This is a genomic window from Sphingobacterium sp. B29, from assembly GCF_001952815.1.
Taxonomy (GTDB): domain Bacteria; phylum Bacteroidota; class Bacteroidia; order Sphingobacteriales; family Sphingobacteriaceae; genus Sphingobacterium; species Sphingobacterium siyangense.
The window spans coordinates 2649241-2670796 of the sequence record NZ_CP019158.1; the positions used below are offsets into that span (position 1 = coordinate 2649241).

Here is a 21556-nt window from a genome sequence, read left to right on the forward strand (position 1 = left end):
TTTTTGACTTAAATCTCCGTGTAAATGAAAAAGTTATTGACAATTCTCTTATCTTTTGCATATCTACTGACCCAGGGTCAAGAATCAATTCTGTTATACGATACAACAATGCCAAATAGTAAAGGGTTGAAGCTTTTAGATAGTATTGCTAACGAACGCGTGTATCAAGTTGCTGAGCCTCGGATTATTCCTTTTTTTGTTTCAAAACAAGAAAATTCAGGAACTGCAGTATTGATTATTCCTGGAGGAGGTTACGCCCGTTTGGCTTATGTGATCAGTGGCACACAGTTGGCCAAATGGTTTAATACAATTGGTATCAATGCGTTTGTGTTGCTTCATCGCTTGCCAAACTCGCCTGATGTGATCGATCGCTCGCTGGCTCCCTTGCAGGATGTACAGCGGGCAATCCGTGTTATTCGGTCTAAGACGGCTGAATGGCATATCGATCCCGGTCGTATTGGTGTGATGGGCTGTTCGGCCGGAGGACATCTTGCTGCTTCCTTATCGAGCATAGAACGGCCGATCAAAGTTCTGGGTGATGCGATAGATCAATTAAGCAGTAAACCCAATTTCAGCGTTTTGGTGTCACCCGTAATTACAATGAAGGGTGATCATGCCCATCAGGGAAGCGTGGATAATCTATTGGGTAAGGTCGCTGATGATTCTCAAAAAGAGTTGTTTAGTTTGCAGGCTCAGGTGACAGAGCGTACGCCGCCCACATTTTTGGTGCATGCTCAAAACGATAAGACTGTTTCTGTACAAAATAGCCTTTTATATTATCAAGCTTTACTAGAACATAAGATTACAGCCTCTTTGCATATTTTTCCACAGGGAGGACATGCCATCGCACTGGTCAACAATCCAGGGTCGACAGCAACTTGGCCAAGCATATTGGCAGCTTGGCTTCATGAAATTAAAATGATTAAACCATAAATCTATATCTTGATATGAATATCAAATATCTTATATTTTCTAGTGTTCTATTGCTGTTTTGGAAGTTTAGTTCATCGCAAGAATTGAAGTTACACTATGATAAAGCGGCTAGTAACTGGAACGAAGCATTGCCTTTGGGGAATGGGCGTATCGGTGCCATGGTATACGGTGGAGTTTCCCAAGAAGAGATTCAACTGAATGAAGAAACGATCTGGGCCGGACGCCCTGGAAACAATGTGCCTGAAGGCAAATACACGGATATTGTAAAGATTCGTCAGTTTTTAGTTGAGGGCAGGAATAAAGAAGCGCAGGAACTGTCGAATCTCGCTTTTCCAAGAGCTGCACCAGCAGGATTGGACTATGGCATGCCTTACCAAACTTTCGGTAGTCTATTGCTTGGATTTCCGACTCACCGTCACCCTGTTCAATATCGACGGGAGTTGGATTTAAATAAAGCGATAAGTACTGTTTCTTATCAAGTCGATGGCGTCCATTATCGAAGGGAAATGTTTACGTCACTGGTCGACAGTTTGCTGTTGATCCGCATCACTGCTGATAAAGCGAAAAGTATTTCAATGGATCTAAACTGGAAAAGTCCACATCAAAATATTGGCCTAGGCATAAATAATGGAGCATTATTTCTGCGGGGAAAAGGAGGTACGGTGGATTCTAAAGAAGGGCAGGTGGCATTCTATGGATTTGTTTATCCGCAGGTTAAAGGTGGTCAAATTAATCATCATGGTGAGCAGATTACAATTAAAAATGCAGATGAAGTAATTCTTTATGTATCCATTGGAACAAACTTCAAAAATTACAAGGATCTCTCCATCGATCCTGAACGAAAGGCCATACGAATTTTTGAAAAATCAAAAGGAATTTCTTACGCGAAAGCATTGGAGCAGCATGTGAGAAAATACCAGCAGTTCTTCAGTCGGGTGAAATTGGACCTTGGTAACAATGCGCAGGCAAAAAAAACAACGGATGTGCGGATTCGGGAATTTGCGACAAATTTTGATCCACAATTAGTTGCTCTTTATTTTCAATTTGGTCGTTATTTGTTGATTTCTTCTTCACAACCTGGAGGCCAGCCTGCCAATTTACAGGGGATTTGGAATGCCAAACTTTCTCCTCCTTGGGATAGTAAGTATACGATAAACATCAATACTGAAATGAACTATTGGCCGGCCGAGGTAGGGAATTTAAGTGAAATGCACGAACCATTGTTTAGTATGTTAAATGATCTTGCTGTTACAGGTCAAGAGAGTGCACAGAAAATGTACCATGCCAGAGGGTGGAATGCTCATCATAACACTGATTTATGGCGCATTACGGGGGTTGTAGATGGCGGTTTTTACGGTATGTGGCCAATGGGCGGAGCTTGGTTGAGCCAACACATTTGGCAACATTATCTGTATAAAGGAGACATGCAATTTTTGAAGGATTATTATCATGTATTGAAAGGAGCGGCTTTATTTTACCTGGATGTTTTGACGAAGGATCCATCTGGGAAATGGCTGGTCGTAAGTCCTTCCATCAGTCCTGAAAATAGCTATGAAGCAGGTAGTGTTGGGGTTTCAGCAGGCACGACAATGGATAATCAACTTGTGTTTGATGTCTTTAATAATTTTATCCGTGCATCCTACATTGTGGATGCTGATGTCGTATTGCGGGATTCTGTCAAACAAAGTCTGGCACAGTTGCCACCAATGCAAGTTGGTCAACATGGTCAGCTTCAGGAGTGGCTTAAAGATTTGGATAGAAAAAATGATCGTCACCGTCATATATCGCATCTATACGGATTGTTTCCATCTGGTCAGATTTCACCTTTTCGCAACCCTGAACTTGCTCAGGCAGCAAAAAACTCATTGATCTACCGCGGAGATAAGTCGACTGGTTGGTCTATGGGCTGGAAAGTAAATTGGTGGGCACGTTTGCTGGACGGTAATCAATCGTATAAATTGATCAAAGATCAATTGAGCCCAGCCCCAGAGGAACGGAAAGGACAACATGGTGGTACCTATCCTAATTTACTGGACGCCCATCCACCTTTTCAGATTGATGGTAATTTTGGCTGTACATCTGGAATCGCAGAGATGTTGGTGCAATCATATGATGGGAGCATATTTTTATTACCTGCTTGGCCAGATGAGCTACCGAATGGCGAAGTGAACGGTTTAGTCACTAGAGGTGGATTTATTATAGATATGAGCTGGAAAAATCGAAAGTTAACGAAATTAAAGGTCAACTCGACCTTAGGAGGCAATTGCCGTATTCGTATTAACTCTGGGAGTACACTCTATTTAGAAGGGAAGCGGTTGAAAAAAGCGAATGGAAAAAATACGAACTCCTTTTTTGACCTAGATGAAATCAAAAAACCATTGGTAATAACACAAAATAGTTCATTTGAAATTCCCGAAACAGTGCTTTATGATCTTTCTACCACGAAAGGTAAAGTTTATGAAATTGTTGTGAAATAAAACTTAAAATTCGAATTTATGCTAAATACCGATAAAAAAAAATGGAAATATGTTTGCCTGATGACCATTATGAGCTTCTGTAGTTCTTCATTGACTTTCGGACAAAATTATAATTCTCAGGTCTGGAGCCCGGATCTTGGAAATGGAAAATTCAAAAACCCTATCATCAATGCAGATTATTCCGATCCCGATGCTATCCGTGTAGGTGAAGATTATTATATGATTGCCTCAAGTTTTAATCACAGTCCAGGCCTGCCCATTCTACATTCTAAAGATATGATCAACTGGACGATTATAGGACATGCGTTGCAAAGGCAGTTACCGGAAGAGGTGTTCAATAAAGTGCAACACGGAGGTGGTGTATGGGCGCCTTCCATACGGTATCACGATGGAGAGTTTTATATTTATTATCCCGATCCGGATTTTGGGATTTATCAGATAAAGACCAAGAATATTCGGGGGCCATGGTCTGCTCCTACGTTGGTTTTCCAAGGGAAAGGATTGATCGATCCTTGTCCTTTTTGGGATGAAGATGGTCAGGCTTATTTAGCTTATGCCTATGCGGGGAGCAGAGCAGGCTTGAAAAGCGTGCTCGCTATCGCCAAGATGAGTACCGATGGAACTTCTGTATTGGACAGAGGTACGATCGTTTATGATGGACATGAATTGGATCCTACAATTGAAGGCCCCAAAGTATATAAGCGGAATGGATATTATTATTTGTTTGCACCAGCAGGTGGCGTATCAACGGGCTGGCAATTGATTTTGCGTTCGAAAAGTATTTATGGACCTTATGAACGCAAGGTGGCTATGGTTCAGAACAAGTCGACAGTTAATGGTCCACATCAGGGAGCATGGGTAGACACACCCTCAGGAGAAAACTGGTTCTTCCACTTTCAGGATAAAGAAGCCATGGGGCGTGTGGTCCATCTGCAGCCTATGGTTTGGAAAGCCGATTGGCCCATTATAGGCGTGGACATCGATGGAAATGGAGTAGGGACACCCGTGATGAGCTATAAAAAACCTAATGTAGGAAACCAGGTTATTGCTCTGATGAATCCTCAGGAATCGGATGAGTTTGATTCTCCTCATTTAGGACTGCAGTGGCAATGGCAGGCAAATCCGGATGGAAACTGGCTTATGCCATCACACGAAGGCAAACTTCGGCTTTATAGCCAGCAGCTTCCTGAAGGAAGTAAAAATCTGATGGCAGCGCCAAATATACTGACGCAAAAATTCCCTGCCGAAAATTTCAGTGCGACAGCAAAAATACGACTGCGTCCTAGCGAGAAGGAACTTGGTGAAAAAGCAGGATTGGTGGTGGTCGGCGAAGATTATAGTCAGTTTTTTATCCGTAAGGAAAAGGGCCACTTTCAACTTTATTATGGTAGTTGTGTCAATGCCTATTCGGGAGCTGAAGAGCAGGTCAGGCGCATCGCTACTTTGCCAGAAGACTTTGTCTACCTTCGTGTACAAGTTAAAAATGGAAAGACCTGCAGCTGGACGTATAGCTTGGATGGTAAAAAATATACAGTCGTGGAAAATGGCTTCCAAGCGAAACCTGGCAAATGGATAGGAGCCACATTAGGACTCTATGCCAGCCGCGAAAAGCATATCAATGATAGTGGCTATGCAGAAGTGGATTGGTTTCGAATAGATCAATAACATAGTTTTGACCCTTTAATAACTATGAAATTATTGGAATATTTTAAAGTTATGAATAAAGTTTATATATAAATATATTAGTTTGATAATGCAATTATTTTCTGATTTATGAGACGGATAAAATTAATTAAGATCTTGGTGGCAGTTTATCTAGTTGTTAGCCTGTCATTGTTAGGATCGGGATTGCGAGCGGCCAGCCTTGAAGTGATCACTGTAGACCAACACGGAAAAGGTGATTTCACAAGTATACAGGCAGCCGTGAATTCCGTTCGTGCTTTTCGTGCAGAACATGCGGTTCGGATTTGGATCAGGAAGGGAATTTATCACGAGAAAATAGTTATCCCAACTTATGTCGAAAATGTCCAGCTTGTTGGTGAGGATGCTGCCAATACCAAGATTATTTTTGATGATTATGCAGGTAAGTTGGTTGATTGTCCGGATGAGACAGGGCAGCCTAAGCTTGGGACTTTTAGTAGTTATACGCTATTGGTACGTGCAAATAGGGTGCTTATCAAGGATATAACTATCGAAAATGCAGCCGGACCAGTAGGGCAGGCCGTAGCACTTCATCTAGAAGGGGATCAGATAGCACTGGTTAATTGCCGTCTTTTGGGATTTCAGGACACCTTGTATCTGGGTAAAAGCGGTGCAAGAAGCTATTTTTCTGATTGCAGTATTAGCGGCACGACGGATTTTATCTTCGGGCCAGGCATTGCATTCTTTAAGAGTTGCCGACTGATTTCTTTGCGGAATTCGTATGTCACAGCAGCTTCTACGCCGCAGGGGCAATTTTATGGTTACGTTTTCGACCAATGTGATTTTGTAGCTGCAGATGAGTCTGTCGATAAAGTATTTCTTGGCAGGCCATGGCGTCCTTATGCAAATACGGTTCTGGTAGATTGTAACCTAGGAGCTCATATTATTCCTGAAGGCTGGAATGAATGGAAGGGAGATGTATTATTTCCAGATAAGGATAAGACCGTATTTTACGCCGAGTTGGGATCTAAGGGAGCAGGGGCATCGGAACTCTCAAAGCGAGTGACTTGGTCACATCAGTTGCCGGAAGATAAACGGGATGTTTATAAACTCGAAAAAGTAATGGAGGATTGGAAAGTTAAAGAAATGCTCGATGAAATGGAAAAATAAATATCGCTCACAGGCTCTTTTCTGGAGTACATTATTATTGTTTATGTTTTGCGATTCGGTGTGGGCCCAGAATCGAGACATTCCGAAAGATACGACTTATAATACGATGCGTGTATGGCGGCAGATCAAGAAAAGCTATCCCCATGCACGACCGGCTATGGACAGCCTAGGAGGAGATCTAAAGGTCGTACGTAATCTGGTATATGCACATCTAGCTCGAACCGATTTTGGCCCTCGGGATCTACATCTCGATGTTATCCGGCCAAATGACCAGCGAAAACATGCGGCAGTGATATGGATCCATGGTGGTGGATGGCGTTCTGGGCAGAAGGAAATGGATGTACCCATGGCACAGTTGCTGGCGAGAAAAGGGTATGTCTGCATTCCAGTGGAGTATCAATTATCTTTGGAGGCAAAATATCCCAATGCCTTACTCAATATCAAATCGGCAATTTTGTGGCTTAAAAATCATGCCGATCAGTACGATATCGACAGTAGCCGTATCGTGGTGGCGGGAAGTTCCGCAGGAGGTCACCTAGCGAGTCTGGTTGGATTGACAGGTAATGTGCCCGAATTTGAATCATTTCTTGAGTCTAAACACAGTACGCAGATTCAGGCTATTATTAATTTGGATGGAGTGGTGGATTTCATGGCTCCGCTTTCACTCAATTTAGAACGAAAGCCCGATTCTCCTGATGCCTTCTGGCTTGGAGGAACCTTTGCCGAAAAACCGTTAATATGGAAGGAGGCTTCGCCTATATTTTGGGCCAGAGAGGAACAGAAAATTCCGATGTTATTCATAAATAGCGGTCTTCCTAGATTCCATGCCGGACAAGATGAATTGGTCGGTATGCTAAAGCGTTGGGGGACGGCACATCAAGTGTATACATTTGATGTACAGGTTCACCCTTTCTGGCTTTTCCATCCTTGGGTGGATAAGTGCGTCGATGTTATTGACGAATTTTTAAAGAATAATTTAATAAATCCAGAGCGCTTTTAGTTTGAAAGTTTTTGATCAAAGAATTGAGTCTGCTCATATTGTAATTTTTCTGGGCAAGCTATATAGGTTAGTTGGCATTTTAGGCGTTGTGAAGTGAAATTTAAAAATAAACCCCACTTTAAATTAATTTAAAGTGGGATTTATTTTTAAATTGTGTCCCCGACGAGATTCGAACTCATATCGTCAGAACCGGAATCTGAAATTCTATCCATTGAACTACGGGGACCTGTCGCAAAGATATACTATTTTCTAGATCTTACAAATAATCTTTGCGATAAAATTCAATCTTTTAGCAGACTATTTTTAATGCCTTTTGTCGACAGCATTTTTATGTTTAACATTCGCTAATTCCCTATTTTTTTATTCGTGGGCTAATGATTTGTATATGAATGCATAGCATCTGGTTGATAGTATTGTAAGCTACTTACTATTCCCTTTTATCCACCAGATAAATGGGTTTTCTGCTGAGCGGATTATAAATCCGGCTGATCAAAATTTCTTCGCGTTCGAACTCCACATTGGGAATTACGCGCAGTTTCGCCTGAAAACTATCTTTGATTTCTTTTAATAATGCGCTGTTTTGTTGTTTGGAGGATATTAGAATCCGAATGTCGTCTGTACCGACTGCAGTGCTGGAGATCTCGATCTGATAATGTTCAATTGCGGTGTAGCTGGCCAATACATCAAACATAGCCGGGGGAAACAGCGTCGTACCCTTATACTTAATCATCTGCTGTTTTCGGCCTTCAACAGGGCCTATTCTATAGGAGTTCCGACCACATGTGCAAGGGCCAGCATGTCGTCTGACCATATCGCCAGTTTTATAGCGCAAAACGGGCATAGCCTCTATTCCTAAGGTTGTGACAACTAATTCTCCCAGTTGACCATCGGATACAGGATGGTCATTATCGTCCAATATTTCAGTAATGATTAATGCTGGATGTTGGTGACCACCGGCAAAAGCTTCACATTCTGTGAATGCTGAGCTCATTTCGGTGGAAGCATAAGTGGAGTAGAGGGCAATATTCCATTTTTCATGAATTCGTTTTGCCAGTTGGTTGTCCTGCAGTTCAGCGGTTCTAAGATTTTCACCGATACAAATGGCGACCTTTACAGAGCTGCTGTTGTAGTCGATGTTGTGTTCTTCGGCATAAGCAATCATTTTGAGCAGGAAGGAGGGGACGACAACAAGAAATTTGGGTTTAAACTGCTGGATTGAATCCCATTGCATTTGTGGTATGCCAGCGCCAATACGTAGTATTCCGGCTCCAATTTTACGGAGTCCAAGAAAGTAAGCTAATCCCGCCATAAAACGACGATCCAGGGTCGTCATAATTTGTACCCGGTCGCCTTTTTTAATACCTACCCGTTGGAACGAAATCATCTCATTATAAGCGAGACGCTCCAGGTCCGCGTCTGTTAATCCAAATACAACAGGTGTCCCCAGTGTACCGGAAGTTGTGGAGAAGTCGACAATCTCCTCTTCGGGGACGCACAGAAAATCCCAGTTAAACTGCTGCAGCTGTTCTTTGGAAGTCGTCGGCAGAAGGGGGAGATCCTGAACACCGCGGATGCGTTGTAAGTCAACTCCTTCACGTTGAAAAAGACTTTTGTAGTAAGTTGAATGTGTATTCAAATAGTTTAAAACATATCTTAGCTTTTCATCTTGATAATGGGTTATTTCTTCAAGACTGGCTTGTTCTATCGTTGGGATCATCGATTATCTCCTTTCTTCTCAATTTTATGAATATATGAAGCAATGTTTTTGCGGTCAACCAAAGTGGTCACTTCGCAGGAGTCGGCCTGTTGCAATTGCTTTAGTGCTTCGTCATAGCGCTTTCGCTCAAAATAATATGTTCCTCTCTTGTAATAGACTGCCCAAAACAGGGGATTGAGTTTTTGATATTCCTGCCATTCCGATTCAGTAATTTCTTGGTCAGACTTCAGTTTATGGTCTATTATTCGATCTCGTTTACGGTAATCCTCATAATCGCGGTAGGCTTTACTATTCAAAAATGTATCTTGGGGAATATTCAATGCTGTATTGGCCAATGTAGAAGCAGGCTGATGTGCCTTGTTGTCGAAGATTTTATTTAAATCATAACAGACAAATTCCCCAAGCTGATAGGGGTTGGCTGAGATCCATACAAGGCGTTTTTTTGGTTGAAAAATGACGCCATGATGAGCCAAGAGCTGATTTAAGGCCTTTTCATTGCCATAGCCTATTTCCTTATTTTTTAATCCATTGCGATCTCTTAGTATAGCCGCAACTTTAGGGGCAGTAAGCTTATCCTGCTGTTGCAACTGCTCTGTCAGCAGTTGGTGTCGATAAACACTGTGGCTTTCTTCAATCTGTTTTTGATTGCGCTTATCGGATTGATAGGTACTGCTCTGAAAATGATTTGTGCATAGCAGGTAATTTGCATTGTCTGATTCAAAAACAGCAAATTTATGTGGAGACATCTCAATTAAGATGGCACGGTCTTCATCTGCAGACCCGATCATAAGTGATTCTGAAATAAAAATAGGATGTTTTTTTGCAATGGCGATGGCTTCCTTAAAATTTCGGGCATATTGGAGTATTTCTCGAGCAACAATAGATATAGGCGTTTTTGCGGCCCAGGGAATAGACGATTTTCCTGCATTGAGTGTAACTGTCAGGCCAGCACTGTTCATGCCGGAGACGACACCAATCATGCCTGCCCAGCCTACAGAAAGAAAGGAATAACCAGAATCGGGTTTCACAATAGTGATTAATTTGTTGTGACTAAAATCGTCGCCCGCATAAAAGTCAAAATTTCGCCCGATAATGAGCTCGCCATCTGCAGACTTTGGTCCCCATGCTGCTAAGGAAGAACAGCCAACCAAAGCGAGGTCCTGGAAAGCATGACCCAAGTCATGGGCGCCATGAAGAAAAAGATTCCGCTGATAGGGATCCATAAGGGAGTCGTAGCGAGGAGAAGCATACCGTGACAATCCAAAAATCTCTTTTCTATACGCTATCGGGATATATTTATGGATGTTTCGATTATAGACTTTAGTCAATTTCATCATCCATTTCTGCTTGCGCTGAGAAGGGATAAACTCTTGAATTTTAGAAAAGAAAGCCTTCTCTTGGTAGGCATAAAGCGATTGTGTCAGTATACCCGTTTTTAATCCAAGTTCCATCGGGTTACCGCTGACGTAGAGTTCCCATAAACCTTGTGCGTTATGAAATAGGAAGTTACTGTCTATACTGAGATAATTGTCCGTAGAGTCGGCCAACCTTAATGTCGGAATCGCCTGCTGGTCGAATTTAGCTTTTTCTTTCAGGGCGCCATTTAGCGCACAAGAGCTAAATAGTGATGCTATCCAAATCGCCAACCAATACTTTTTCATCATTCTCTTTAAATAGATCATCTTCAAATTCTTTGCCAAGCATCATTAAGCAACAGGAGAAGGCTGTAATTGTAACCCCCAATACACCGTGCATCTTGACATTTTGACCTGTCAGAAACAAATTCTTAACTTTTGTCTTCGTGGAAATTAAGCTATTCAACGGATGCTTGTATTCTTTCAAATAACCATACATATTACCTTCCTCGGCCCCGATAAAATCACGGTAGCTTAATGGACTGGACGTGTGAACAGATTGAGCGGCAGCTTTAATATTCGGAAACAAGTGTTGGAGTTCTTCGATAATTTCTGCAGCCTTCGCAGCTTTAAAGGCTTCATACTTTTCACCACGGCTACTTAACTGCTGGATAATGGACCGATTGAAAGTCTCATTCCACTGTTGCACTTCGTCCGCAGTCATATAACACATCACGGTCATCGTGCTACAATAGCGTTGATTTTCGCTGTTACAGCTCATGGAAACGACTAAGGGAGATTGCTCCTGATTATACCAAACGGAAGCGATGTTTTTATAATGGTAAATATTATAATTTTGATAGGGGATATAACCTTCTTTACAAACTATGTAAACGGAAAAAACCGAAGGGCTCAACGGTAAGCCTTGTATACGCTTGACATAAGCTTGCTTTTGAAATCTTTCAGGCAGCATGGCAAAGGTATGCCGGAGATTGATATTCGAAACAAACTCCTTTGCATAAATCAGCTGCTGGTCATCGGTGCGTACTGCTTTGATCAGCTGATCGTCCATTTCTACAGCAATGACTTCTTTATTTTTGATGATGTCACCACCATATTTACGCAATTGGCGGATCAATAACTTGGCAATTTGGCTACCGCCGTTTATACAACGCCAAGCGGACTGAATATAGGAGTTTATGGTAAGCGCATGTACATAGAGTGGTGTACTTTCTGCTTTTGCAACATAAAGGAAGTTCGAACCGACAAGTACAGCCTTAAGGAGTTCGTTATCGGTGAGCTCATCTAAAAATGATTTTAATGAGATACCAAGAACGCTTTCATTAAAACCGAAACTCTTGCGAAGGTTATACATCGGAAAAGAGTTGCAAATTTCCTGTATTTTTTCGCAGTAACTTGTAAGCGCTTGTTTTTCTGCTGGGAAATGATGCAGTAGCTGATTGATAAAATTTGCATAGCCCTGCGCATGCGGGTAATTGATGGGGTTTCCTTCAAATGAAATTCGATCATATTCATCAACGCCCATGCGCTGGATTGAAAGATCTTTCATAATCCCAAGATAGTCGAAATATTTATACAGATTTTCGCCTTCACCCAAGCCGCCAATGTAATGAACACCGGTGTCTAAGATCTCTTTATCCCGCACAAAAGTTTGTAAATTACCCCCATATTGATTGTTTTTTTCAACGACACATACTTTGCGTCCAAATTTAGCAAGGAGAACTGCGGTAACAAGGCCTCCTAGCCCTGAACCAATGATGACGCTATCGTAGACTTTATCCATTCGTTCTTCTTTTTAATACGCAACTGTATTGATCTTTAAATACTTCTTCAAAACCAATGTAATGCGGCTTTTCTATGAAATCATAACAAACAATAATATGTATCGAATCGCTGATTTCAACCTTTTCATCGTTGCTGCCCCAGATCAGTACATCGAAACGTAATGTGGTTTCGGTCAGCTGATTTAGATAAGTCAATTTACGTTTATGCTTTAGATACGTATTACCCGCAATAGCACGTTTTTCAGGATCACGGATATAGCTTTCTATATGTCGCTGTGCCTGTTGCAAGGTCAACAAAAAATCAATATGACCAAAATCGTTTCCAATATGCAAAATTTTTGCATTTGCTGCAATGAAATTATTCCAGGTTGCATAAGACTCCTGATGAAGGTCAAAATCATTTAGGCTTAATTTTTCGATTTCCGTTTCTTTATACCGATAGTTTAAGCTTATTTTTTCTCTAAAGTAAGTCGGACCCTCAAATTGCTTTCTGATTTCAGCGAACTGTTGTTTGAATAATCGACTGATCGTTTTACAGCGTGCAGAATAATTATCCCCAAACTGTTGGTCGGTAGGTCGAATTCTTTCGCCTATGACTGTACTGAGCGTTCCATCATAAATGACAAAATCTCCTTTTGGACAAACGTCGGCAGCACCGTGTATATAAATAGGGAGGATATCTAACCGCAGCTGTTCGGCAATATAGAATGCGCCTTTGTGGAACCGTTGTACATCATTTGTTGCCGATCGTGTTCCTTCCGGAAAAATAGCAATCGAATACCCTGCATCGATACGTTGCTTTAAGATGTTTTTCGATTTTTCTAAATCGTCGTCGAGCATTAAAAAACCTGCACGCCTAACCACACGGCCAAAGACCGGTGATTTATAGACCCATTCGTTCGTAACAAATACGCACTTTGGCAATAAACGCCCAATAAGAAGTGTATCTAATAACGAATTGTGATTGGCTATAATAATCGCGGGTTTTTTGAAGTCTTCGTCGTGCGGGTTGAATTGCTGTTTCTTGACAAAAGGGTTGGACTTCAATACAGAGTCTCCAAAACGAGACATTACGCGTGTCATCCAAGCTCTATTAGAGATCAAACTAAAGAGAAGGCCTGAAAGCATACTTCCGATGATATAGTAACTGAACGAAAACGCTGAAATCAAGCGCAGACGCAAACTAAGCGGAGATAAGCCTTTGGAAGGCCTGCGGCGAAATACAAACCTAAAAACGAGCGGATAAAGAACAAAAGTGTTTAAAACTGCTGCTGTAACACCGAGTAGGGAAACTGCTGAAATGGACCTTAATGCCGGGTGTTTAGCGAAAATTAAGGCACCGATGGCTAAAATTGTCGTTAATACGGCAAGCAGAATAGACGTGCGGTACGTAGGCATTTCATCTTTACCGGTACTGTATTCTTTTTGCAGGGCTGCGGTCATAAATATGGCAAAGTCTACACCGTGACTGAATACAAGTGTGCAGACAATGGTACTGAAAATATTAAATTCGAGGTGAAACAGGCCCATGAGGCCCCCCGTAACCAAACCTGTTAACACAATAGGTACCATGCTGATCAATGTCAGCTCGATGCGGCGAAATGACAACCAAAGAATAACAAATATGGCTACAAAGCTATAATTGACCAAGGTATTGAAGTCATTGACCAGCTGTCCCAAAAAAGTTTCATTCATTTCTTTGCGATCAATGACAGCGATACTGCCATTATTGAACTGCTTCATCAATTTTTCCCGGTTTCCTTCTGCCGTTTTTACAATGGTATTTGCGGTGAAAAAGCCATCTTTGGAACTGATATACTCGCTCAATATTCCATTGTTGAGTTTCTGATAATCATCCCATGTGACGCTCGAAAATTTTTGATCCAAAAGGGAGAAGAAAGCTTGATAAGCAGTTGGTTTGAAACCAAAAGCAGCACTAGAACGGATAAGATTCTCGCGGATTTCCATTTTACGGACATCTGTCCAAAAGGAATTCCACTGGGCAATTTTCGCCTCCTGATCCTTTTTCGATAGGACAATTTCACCAATGGAATTGATAGCGATCATACCTGTATCTTGTTGTAATCTGCTATACAATACAGAATTAGCCGAAAGAACCTGGTCGATATTGTTACCATAGTTTATCAGAAATAGCGACTTATTTTGTTGTTGTGCTGAATTTTCAAGTTTGTATTCGGCTTCTTGCAGTTCTTTTGGGAAGAAATTTAGTGCAGATAAATCTTTGTTGAATCCGACTTTCCAAAAAGTAAACAAGCTCACTATTAACAATAGGTAGCTGAATATTTGTAAGGGTTTATTCCGTTCAAAACTGAATGCGGAAATCCGATCGATGAGATGGTTTTTATCATCCGAGGTTTTTATATTCGGTTTATAGATATGCGGGATAAGAATCAAAGAGAATATTCCCGAGAACAGGATGGCAATGAACGCAAATATTCCCAAATCTTTTAAGGCCTCCGAATTGACGAAGAGCAGGCAAAGAAAAGATACCGCTGTAGTGCCCGCACTCATCAATATTGGCTTAGTGATTTCTTTATAGAGGTGTTTTATATCCTGGGTTTGCTTGAAATGCGTCATGATATGCAGCGCATAGTCTATGGTAATGCCAATTAATACTGCAGCAATGGAGATTGAAATAGCAGATATTGTACCCCGCAGAAAGTAAAGAAATGCGAGTGCTAGTAAAGCCCCAAAAAGTGAGGGAATAAAGATGATGACCGGAATTTGCACTTTCTTGTAAAAGAGAATCAAAATAAGCATCAATAAACTCATCGAAATAAGGATGGTCGTTTGGATATCTGTTTTGATTTGCTTTGCATTGGCGACAGCAACCAAAGATGATCCGAAGTAGCTGAGTTTGGTTTTTTTTTAAGTAGACCTTGTTTAACTCATTTTTCATTTTGTCAAGCCTGTCGACGAAAATCGCATTATGCGCTGTTTCCGAGCCTGAATATTTGGGATTAATAAACAACAACAGCTTGCTTGAATCTTTTGTAATAATGTAGCCATTGTAAAGTTGAAAATCGCCGGCAATACTGAGCTTTTGGAATTTTTTAAGCGCCATAAAGCCAATCCCTAGGGGATCCCGTTGTATAAAAGATTTTGCAACGATACTCGTAGGCGAAATTAATGCAGCATAATTGGCTTCAACTACTTGTGCTATGCTATCACTTGGCAGGTGGCTTGCTATGGTTTTGTAATCGTTCTCGTCCAATAATGTCGGCAAATGCTGGTAAACAAACTGCAGGGTACTTTCCATTTCCGCATCACTAATTTGCCCTTGTATACTATGATAGTAGGGGGCAAGCGATACGATGCTATCGGAAAAGGAATTAGCCATTTCAACCATATCGTCAATTGAAGCATCTTTTTCCCGTTCAATAATGACACTTATTTTATCCGAAAATTTAAGTTGGGTCAATATTTTGGCAACCTCATTTGTCCGTTCATTTTGAGGTATAATCCGTGTAATATCTTCTTCAAATTTTAGTTTTAGCGCGAAATATCCTGTTGCGACCAAAAAGAGCAGGGCAACTAACCAGGCGATATAAGGTTTCTTCTTGAAAAATAGATAAAGCTGATAAAAATAATGCTGCATATTAACGTCGTTGATTAAACCGCAATAGTGTAAAAGAGGAAAGTCCAAACAGGACTGCTGCCACTAAAGCCAAAGCGAGACTACCCAGTACATATTGTAAAAAATGTTCGGATATAGCTTGAAAATCGATGTGGCTATAATCCAACAAAGGTTTGGCACTGGATATAAATAACTTTCCTGTTTGTATCGACCCCCAAATAATCAATGGGATCATAGGGGGGATACTGACATTCGAAAAGGCAAAACAAAGACCTTTATTAAGCCTAAAGACAGAGGCGAGAAAAATTGATAAAAAAGACTGAAATCCCCATAAGGGGGCAATCCCAATAAACACACCCAATGCAATCGAAATGGATTTAATAAAATCTGAATCGTGCGTTCCCAGAATATCTTCTTTTAGAAAATCTTTAAAGCTTTTTTTTTTTGAAACTTCGAAAAGCGTTTCTTGGAAATATATAGAGTAGACTAATCAAAACTAAGAAGGTGTTAAGGATGCTAATTCGTGTGAAGTCCTTAAATGGTCTAAAATGCGAAACTCGCTCTGTCGGATCGTAAAGTATCTTGATCGGTACATTCTTCACGACAATGTCTTTCCATGCTGAGCGTACAATTACTTCAATTTCTAGCTCGAATTTATTGGTATATAGTTTTTTAGGTATGCGGTCAAGAGGGTAGAGTCTGTATCCTGATTGCGTGTCAGCAAGTTTTATCCCTGTTTCAAACCAAAACCAAAAATTGGAAAACTTATTACCGAAACTGCTCTTTTTTGGTATACCGGCTTGGTCCATTTGGCGCTCACCAATCAATAAAATATTTCCGTCACTTGGGTTGAGTGCGTCTATAAAAGTTGGAATGTCATCGGGAAAATGTTGCCCATCCGAATCGATGGTGATTGCATACTGAAACCCCTGTTTTCTTGCCGTATCAAACCCTATTCGTAAAGCTTTGCCCTTACCTGAATTCTTTTCCAGGTGCAGCACTGTAATGGAAGGGTAATTTGCTAAAATCTCTGCTGTTGCATCCGTCGAACCATCATTGACTACAATAACCTGTGTGGTATAGGCCAAAACCCCATCTAAAACTCTTTTTAGCGTTTTAGCATTGTTGTAGGTGGGGATAAGTACACATACAGCTGTAGGAATAATAGATTGGCTGAAGTTTGGCGAATTGATCATGGTTATACAACAGGATAAGTGCGGCTAAAATTGAGTTCCATTTTAAGTGCAAGGGTATCATCGAAAGAACAATTGGCCTTGATCTGTATGGTTTCGGTTTCTTGAACCGCCAATTCCAATGTTAGGATGGGATGAACGGAAGGATCTATAATGGCATAAAAACGAATGTTTTTGGCAGACCGCATACGGAGTTTTGTCTGCAGTAAATCTTCGGTTATATTTTTTATGATATGTAACATACATACACCTGGTGTTACTGGTCGCCCTGGAAAATGCCCGTTAAAAATCGGATGATCGGGATGAATACCTATCTCCATCAAATATTTCCCATCTTCACGCACCTGACTATTGTGTATCGTATAAAAGTCTGCTAAAACCATGTTTCAAACTTAGATAAATTACCTTTTATATGCAATATAATAGCGGAGCATAATAAAAGTAATTGAAGAACTTACTATAGCGGAAATACGGCTTTGTTTATTTTTTTATAGCTAGCCTTATGTATCATGTCGCTTAAAATGGAATATTTACAAAATCCATTTTTAGCTTGATACCACGATGTTTTATATTAAAGCTGTCAAGTTTCCCCAAAGAATCTGGTTTGAATTGAATTTCAAAAGCTCTTTTGTACTTGGATGCCATTTCGATTTTGGTTAAGGTTCCTTGGTCATCTATCTTAAGAAAATATCGTTTTCCGTTATAGATACTTAAAAATTGACTGGCTATTGGGTTTTGATAATCAGCTTTATAAGTTGTTTGTGTTAAAGCTCTGAAATCTCTCACTAAGGTGTGAAGGATTATCTTTCTGTCGAGATCTTGCATGACATAATTGACCAGATGTTGGTCTTTGGAAATCGTTATATCAAATAAGGTATTCCCAAGATCAGAGGTAAGTACAATCCGATGATCGTCCTGACTGATTCTTTTGGCGACAAACATTCCTGTCATCTCTTTTCCATAAAAGCGAATTGTAGCCCGATATAAGCGCTCTTCATTTAACCCGGCAAAATAGGGGTTTTGAACGAGAGTGTCGATTGCACCATAGTTTTGTTTACCATTTGGGTAGTAAACCTTACATCCTGTCAGAAGAATTAAAAGTAACAGACTAAAAACTGAATAACGCATCGCTGATTGGTTGGTTGATCTGCTTGTTTTTGAAAACTATTTTTGTATAATCTTTAGAGGGTTCTATCAACTGGACTTCCGAAACTGTAGATTGTTGATCATTAAAATACAATACGATCGTTTGAATATAAGCCGATAGCTCTTTTGTTTTAGGTGAAAGCTTCGCTATGCGTTGATTTCGATTTTTGTGAAAGGTGATCGTAAAGTCGTCGGCAGCAAAAAGATCTCCACTGATGCTGCCAATAATCATTTTATTGATTTTCTCGAATTTTTTATTGTTGCCAAGGTCGACCTTATTTTTTTTACCTTGATCATTTACCAATACTTTATTGTCTTTAAAAAGAATACCATATTGGATCGGTGTATTGTATTTCCAAAGCAGCTTGTTTGGGTTTTTCAATAACATGGATCCACTGGACGTAATCTCTTTAGAAAGAAAATCCAAGTGCTTATACTGGACAAAATCTGTTTTTAAGGTTTTTATTTTTTGTGCTTCCGCTACGACGGTTTGTTTAAAACTAGTTATTTCAGCGCTTGACATAGCTGTTTCTTGTGCTTTGGTCAGCGCAATGTGAAATACAGAAACAAGGAGTAGAATGAGCTTAGTTTTCATATACTTTTTGATTTAAGAAATCTTCCAAATTTACGGCTTCTAATTTGTTAACCTTTAATGCTATTAATAAACTTTTAACGACATGTACTGTTTTCTCCGATGTATCATGTAAGAGAATAATACTGCCGGGACTTAGTTTTTTTGCAATGCGTGCAAAAATCTGATCTTCAGTTAGACTTAAAGTATCCAAGGAGCGGATGTTCCAACCAACGGATTTCAACTTGCAATCGTGCAATGCTTTTGCAATATGTGGATTGCTGACACCAAATGGAGGCCTGTAAAGCAATACTTTTTTTCCTGTTGCTGTTTCAATGACATGATTAGCTTCATTTATCTCTGCAACAACTTGTCTGCTTGGCAGAAACCCCATCTTATTGGGATGATTCATGCTATGATTGGCAATTACATGGCCCCTTTCAATAATTTGCTTCGCTATCATGGGATACTTGACGACCTGTGTGCCAATACAAAAAAAACTGGCTTTTGCTTGATATTGATCCAGTAAGTCTAGTATTTCCAAGGTAAAAGGCGTAGGACCGTCATCAAAAGTGATCGCAACTTGCCGCACATTTTTTCTTACGCATGTTGTCGATTGCATAAAGAAATTTAGACGGAGGTCAAATGCTCCCCAGGAAACTATTCCAACATACAGAATCAGCACAATAATCAAAGGAGAATACAGTTGATCGTTTTTCCAGATGAATACCGTCATCAGAAAAAGGGCAAGACTCACGTATGTTGTGTTTTTAAAATTTAGCATCTCGATAACAGCATTAGACTGTTTTGGTCTCCAAAATTACAAATCAGTATATGTTGAAAAGCACCGATCTTATTTCCAGTTGGACTCTCCATCGATCGAAAGGTTTGATTATTCAATTGCTTTAAAGCGAAATCGAATGCAAACACAACATCTGTGTCAAAGTATCCTATCTGCGATTGATAGTTTATTTTAGCTAAGTCGTTGAAGGCCTCAGCCTCCATTTCTGATGGGGTTTCCGGCTTTGCCGAACCATAAATGACCAAGTCAAGCTGCTCGGCAGATAGCTTGTTTTTTTTAAGAAATGCAGCTAGTTGGGTTTCTGGCCGTCGCTCTTCTGTTGGATGATAAATTACCATGTCAACCAATTCGCCAAGGGTATGTTGATTCTTTTGATTGGAGAAAATAAAGAAACCGGCACCTTCTGTCCGCGGGATTCCTGTTGTTGTCGGTTGATCTGTTGTATTGGCTATGCTCTCGCTGATGTCGATACTGATGTCTGAAAGCTCGTCAACGGCACCGACCAATAAAGTTTTCCGTTCGTTCAGCACAAGTTGTAGGTAGGCATCAAATACGGTCGATTCAAATGATACACGGCCCTGTGAATAGGTCATATTATAACCCGTATTTTTGATTAAAAGGGCAATTTGACCGGCAACGGTATTGTGCGTCGACTGGATAAATGCAGTCGGTGATAAAAACTCTTCTTCTTGAGCAACAATGGACTGTAAGAATTTATCGGAGTCTATTAGACAGCCTTTTCCACTTCCAACGAGGATACCGTCCAGCTCACTGCGATCAATCTGTTGCAGTACTTCCATAGCGCATATAATTCCCATTTTTACAGCTTTGGACATTCGCCTTGCACTGTTGGGCGATAGGATCTTACTGTCTATTTTAGGCAGATCAACCTTAGCCCAATTTTCTGGACTATTTGTTAGGCTAAGGTTGTTAACGCATATGCTTGCGGCATTAATATATACTTTATGCATGCGAAAAAATTAAGCTTGAACAATTGCCACCAAATCCAAAGGAATTGCTGAGTACATGCCGGATATTCATACGCTGATGTTCAGCGAGCGGCGGAAACGCTGGCTGTTCCATGGTATTTTCAAATCTTAAATTAGCAAAGGCCAGTTGATGCTGAATGGCGAGTAGTGCATATATTGCCTCAATACCGGCTGAAGCTCCCAATGTGTGTCCAGTATATGATTTGGTTGAACTAAAGGGCGGTATCGTATCGTTAAATAATCGCTGTATCGCTGTTGCTTCTGTTCGATCATTATTTTCGGTCGCCGTTCCGTGCGCATTGATATAATCAATTTCGCTCGGTATCAACTCTGCCATTTTTAGAGCCTCTTGCATAGCGAGATAAGCACCTTCACCGTTATCTGAAGTTGAGGTTTGATGAAAAGCATCATTAGCGTTGCTAAAAGCGTTCAGGTAACCTAATATGGGTTTCTTTGTGTTTTTTAAGGATCTTGTAGATTCAAGTACTAAAAAACCTGCACCTTCACCCAAGTTTAACCCCTTTCTATTGCTGTCAAAGGGGCGATTAAGTTGGTCGGACAGGAGCATTAAGCTGTCAAATCCATTGATTGTAAATTTTGATAGCGCATCCGATCCGCCTACTAAAACCCGATCTGCGCGTCCCGAGCGCAAAAGTCGAGCCCCAAAGCCTATGGCATTAGCTGCCGAGGAACATGCTGTACTAATAGCCGTCACATAGCCATTGCTGCCCAATATTTTGGCCAATATGGCACTTGAATCCCCAACATCCCGGCGTTGTATGAGTGTGCCGGTCTGTTGTAAATGCGGGAAATGCTGTTCAAAAATATCCATTCCCGCAACGGAAGTCCCTAGAACAATTGGCATATCAGCTGCTGCTGTAATACCAGCCTGAGACATGGCTTCTTTTGCAGCAATTGCGGCAAGTAGGCTGGTTCGGGAACAAAAGGCGGGTACTTCAGTACCTAATTTTTCAATTAATGCTTCGTTCGTTAACGACACTTCACCAACAAGCGTGTGATGTTGATGTTTTCCCGAGATATGTTGAAGCGGTTTGATACCATGCTGTTTCTGGAGCAAAGAATGATAGTTTTGCGCGACATCATTTCCAATGGCGGTAATCATGCCCATTCCAGTAACAGCAATAGCATTTTTCATGTT

The 21556-nt window shown here is 40.7% G+C and carries 17 protein-coding genes and 1 tRNA gene; 5 read left to right on the top strand and 13 right to left on the bottom strand.

The features are described from left to right. Window positions 1–24 precede the first annotated feature (24 nt). The 5 genes from BV902_RS10915 to BV902_RS10935 all read left to right on the top strand — a co-directional run bounded on the left by BV902_RS10915 (window position 25) and on the right by BV902_RS10935 (window position 7221). Window positions 25–933, top strand: a complete 909-nt coding sequence (locus tag BV902_RS10915) for an alpha/beta hydrolase (protein ID WP_075991953.1) — start codon at window positions 25–27, stop codon at window positions 931–933. A 14-nt stretch (window positions 934–947) separates the two neighbouring features. Beyond that, the gene (locus BV902_RS10920) at window positions 948–3410 is read left to right on the top strand and encodes a glycoside hydrolase family 95 protein (protein WP_075991954.1); all 2463 of its coding nucleotides are present in this window, start codon (window positions 948–950) and stop codon (window positions 3408–3410) included. A gap of 18 nt (window positions 3411–3428) precedes the next feature. After that, window positions 3429–5075 carry a glycoside hydrolase family 43 protein gene (locus tag BV902_RS10925; protein ID WP_083663563.1) on the top strand — a complete coding sequence of 549 codons (1647 nt, stop codon included), beginning with the start codon at window positions 3429–3431 and terminating at the stop codon, window positions 5073–5075. A 108-nt stretch (window positions 5076–5183) separates the two neighbouring features. Continuing rightward, window positions 5184–6221, top strand: coding sequence for a pectinesterase family protein (locus BV902_RS10930; RefSeq protein ID WP_088161020.1), 1038 nt, complete (start codon window positions 5184–5186; stop codon window positions 6219–6221). Next, window positions 6205–7221, top strand: coding sequence for an alpha/beta hydrolase (locus tag BV902_RS10935; RefSeq protein WP_075991955.1), 1017 nt, complete (start codon window positions 6205–6207; stop codon window positions 7219–7221). Before BV902_RS10930 ends, BV902_RS10935 begins: the two co-directional genes overlap by 17 nt. A 154-nt stretch (window positions 7222–7375) precedes the next feature. Here BV902_RS10935 and BV902_RS10940 read toward each other — a convergent pair. From BV902_RS10940 to BV902_RS10995, 13 genes are all read right to left on the bottom strand, one after another. After that, window positions 7376–7447 (bottom strand) — tRNA-Arg (locus tag BV902_RS10940). A gap of 201 nt (window positions 7448–7648) precedes the next feature. Then, window positions 7649–8938 (bottom strand): phenylacetate--CoA ligase family protein, encoded by a 1290-nt coding sequence (locus BV902_RS10945; protein WP_075991956.1) that lies wholly within the window; start codon window positions 8936–8938, stop codon window positions 7649–7651. After that, window positions 8935–10602: a C45 family autoproteolytic acyltransferase/hydolase gene (locus BV902_RS10950; protein ID WP_216640459.1), complete on the bottom strand. Its 1668-nt coding sequence runs from the start codon at window positions 10600–10602 to the stop codon at window positions 8935–8937. The genes BV902_RS10945 and BV902_RS10950 overlap by 4 nt, the downstream gene beginning before the upstream one ends. Beyond that, complete coding sequence (locus BV902_RS10955) at window positions 10556–12097, bottom strand: phytoene desaturase family protein (protein ID WP_075991958.1); 1542 nt, start codon at window positions 12095–12097, stop codon at window positions 10556–10558. Before BV902_RS10955 ends, BV902_RS10950 begins: the two co-directional genes overlap by 47 nt. Then, window positions 12090–14954, bottom strand: a complete 2865-nt coding sequence (locus tag BV902_RS10960) for a 1-acyl-sn-glycerol-3-phosphate acyltransferase (protein WP_157626013.1) — start codon at window positions 14952–14954, stop codon at window positions 12090–12092. Before BV902_RS10960 ends, BV902_RS10955 begins: the two co-directional genes overlap by 8 nt. A 764-nt stretch (window positions 14955–15718) precedes the next feature. Then, window positions 15719–16057 carry a DUF2062 domain-containing protein gene (locus tag BV902_RS27725; protein WP_257787018.1) on the bottom strand — a complete coding sequence of 113 codons (339 nt, stop codon included), beginning with the start codon at window positions 16055–16057 and terminating at the stop codon, window positions 15719–15721. Between the two features lie 67 nt (window positions 16058–16124). After that, window positions 16125–16892 carry a glycosyltransferase family 2 protein gene (locus tag BV902_RS10965; RefSeq protein ID WP_216640461.1) on the bottom strand — a complete coding sequence of 256 codons (768 nt, stop codon included), beginning with the start codon at window positions 16890–16892 and terminating at the stop codon, window positions 16125–16127. Window positions 16893–16894: 2 nt separating this feature from the next. Next, window positions 16895–17272, bottom strand: a complete 378-nt coding sequence (locus BV902_RS10970) for a hypothetical protein (protein WP_075991959.1) — start codon at window positions 17270–17272, stop codon at window positions 16895–16897. A gap of 133 nt (window positions 17273–17405) precedes the next feature. Further along, window positions 17406–18017, bottom strand: a complete 612-nt coding sequence (locus BV902_RS10975) for a hypothetical protein (protein ID WP_075991960.1) — start codon at window positions 18015–18017, stop codon at window positions 17406–17408. Continuing rightward, window positions 17998–18630: a LolA family protein gene (locus BV902_RS10980; protein ID WP_075991961.1), complete on the bottom strand. Its 633-nt coding sequence runs from the start codon at window positions 18628–18630 to the stop codon at window positions 17998–18000. Before BV902_RS10980 ends, BV902_RS10975 begins: the two co-directional genes overlap by 20 nt. Next, the gene (locus BV902_RS10985; protein ID WP_172840664.1) at window positions 18620–19363 is read right to left on the bottom strand and encodes a polysaccharide deacetylase family protein; all 744 of its coding nucleotides are present in this window, start codon (window positions 19361–19363) and stop codon (window positions 18620–18622) included. The genes BV902_RS10980 and BV902_RS10985 overlap by 11 nt, the downstream gene beginning before the upstream one ends. 20 nt (window positions 19364–19383) lie before the next feature. Then, a complete protein-coding gene (locus BV902_RS10990) occupies window positions 19384–20379 on the bottom strand; it encodes a beta-ketoacyl synthase chain length factor (protein ID WP_075991963.1) in 996 nt (331 codons plus the stop codon). Next, a complete protein-coding gene (locus tag BV902_RS10995) occupies window positions 20372–21553 on the bottom strand; it encodes a beta-ketoacyl-[acyl-carrier-protein] synthase family protein (protein ID WP_075991964.1) in 1182 nt (393 codons plus the stop codon). Before BV902_RS10995 ends, BV902_RS10990 begins: the two co-directional genes overlap by 8 nt. Window positions 21554–21556 lie beyond the last annotated feature (3 nt).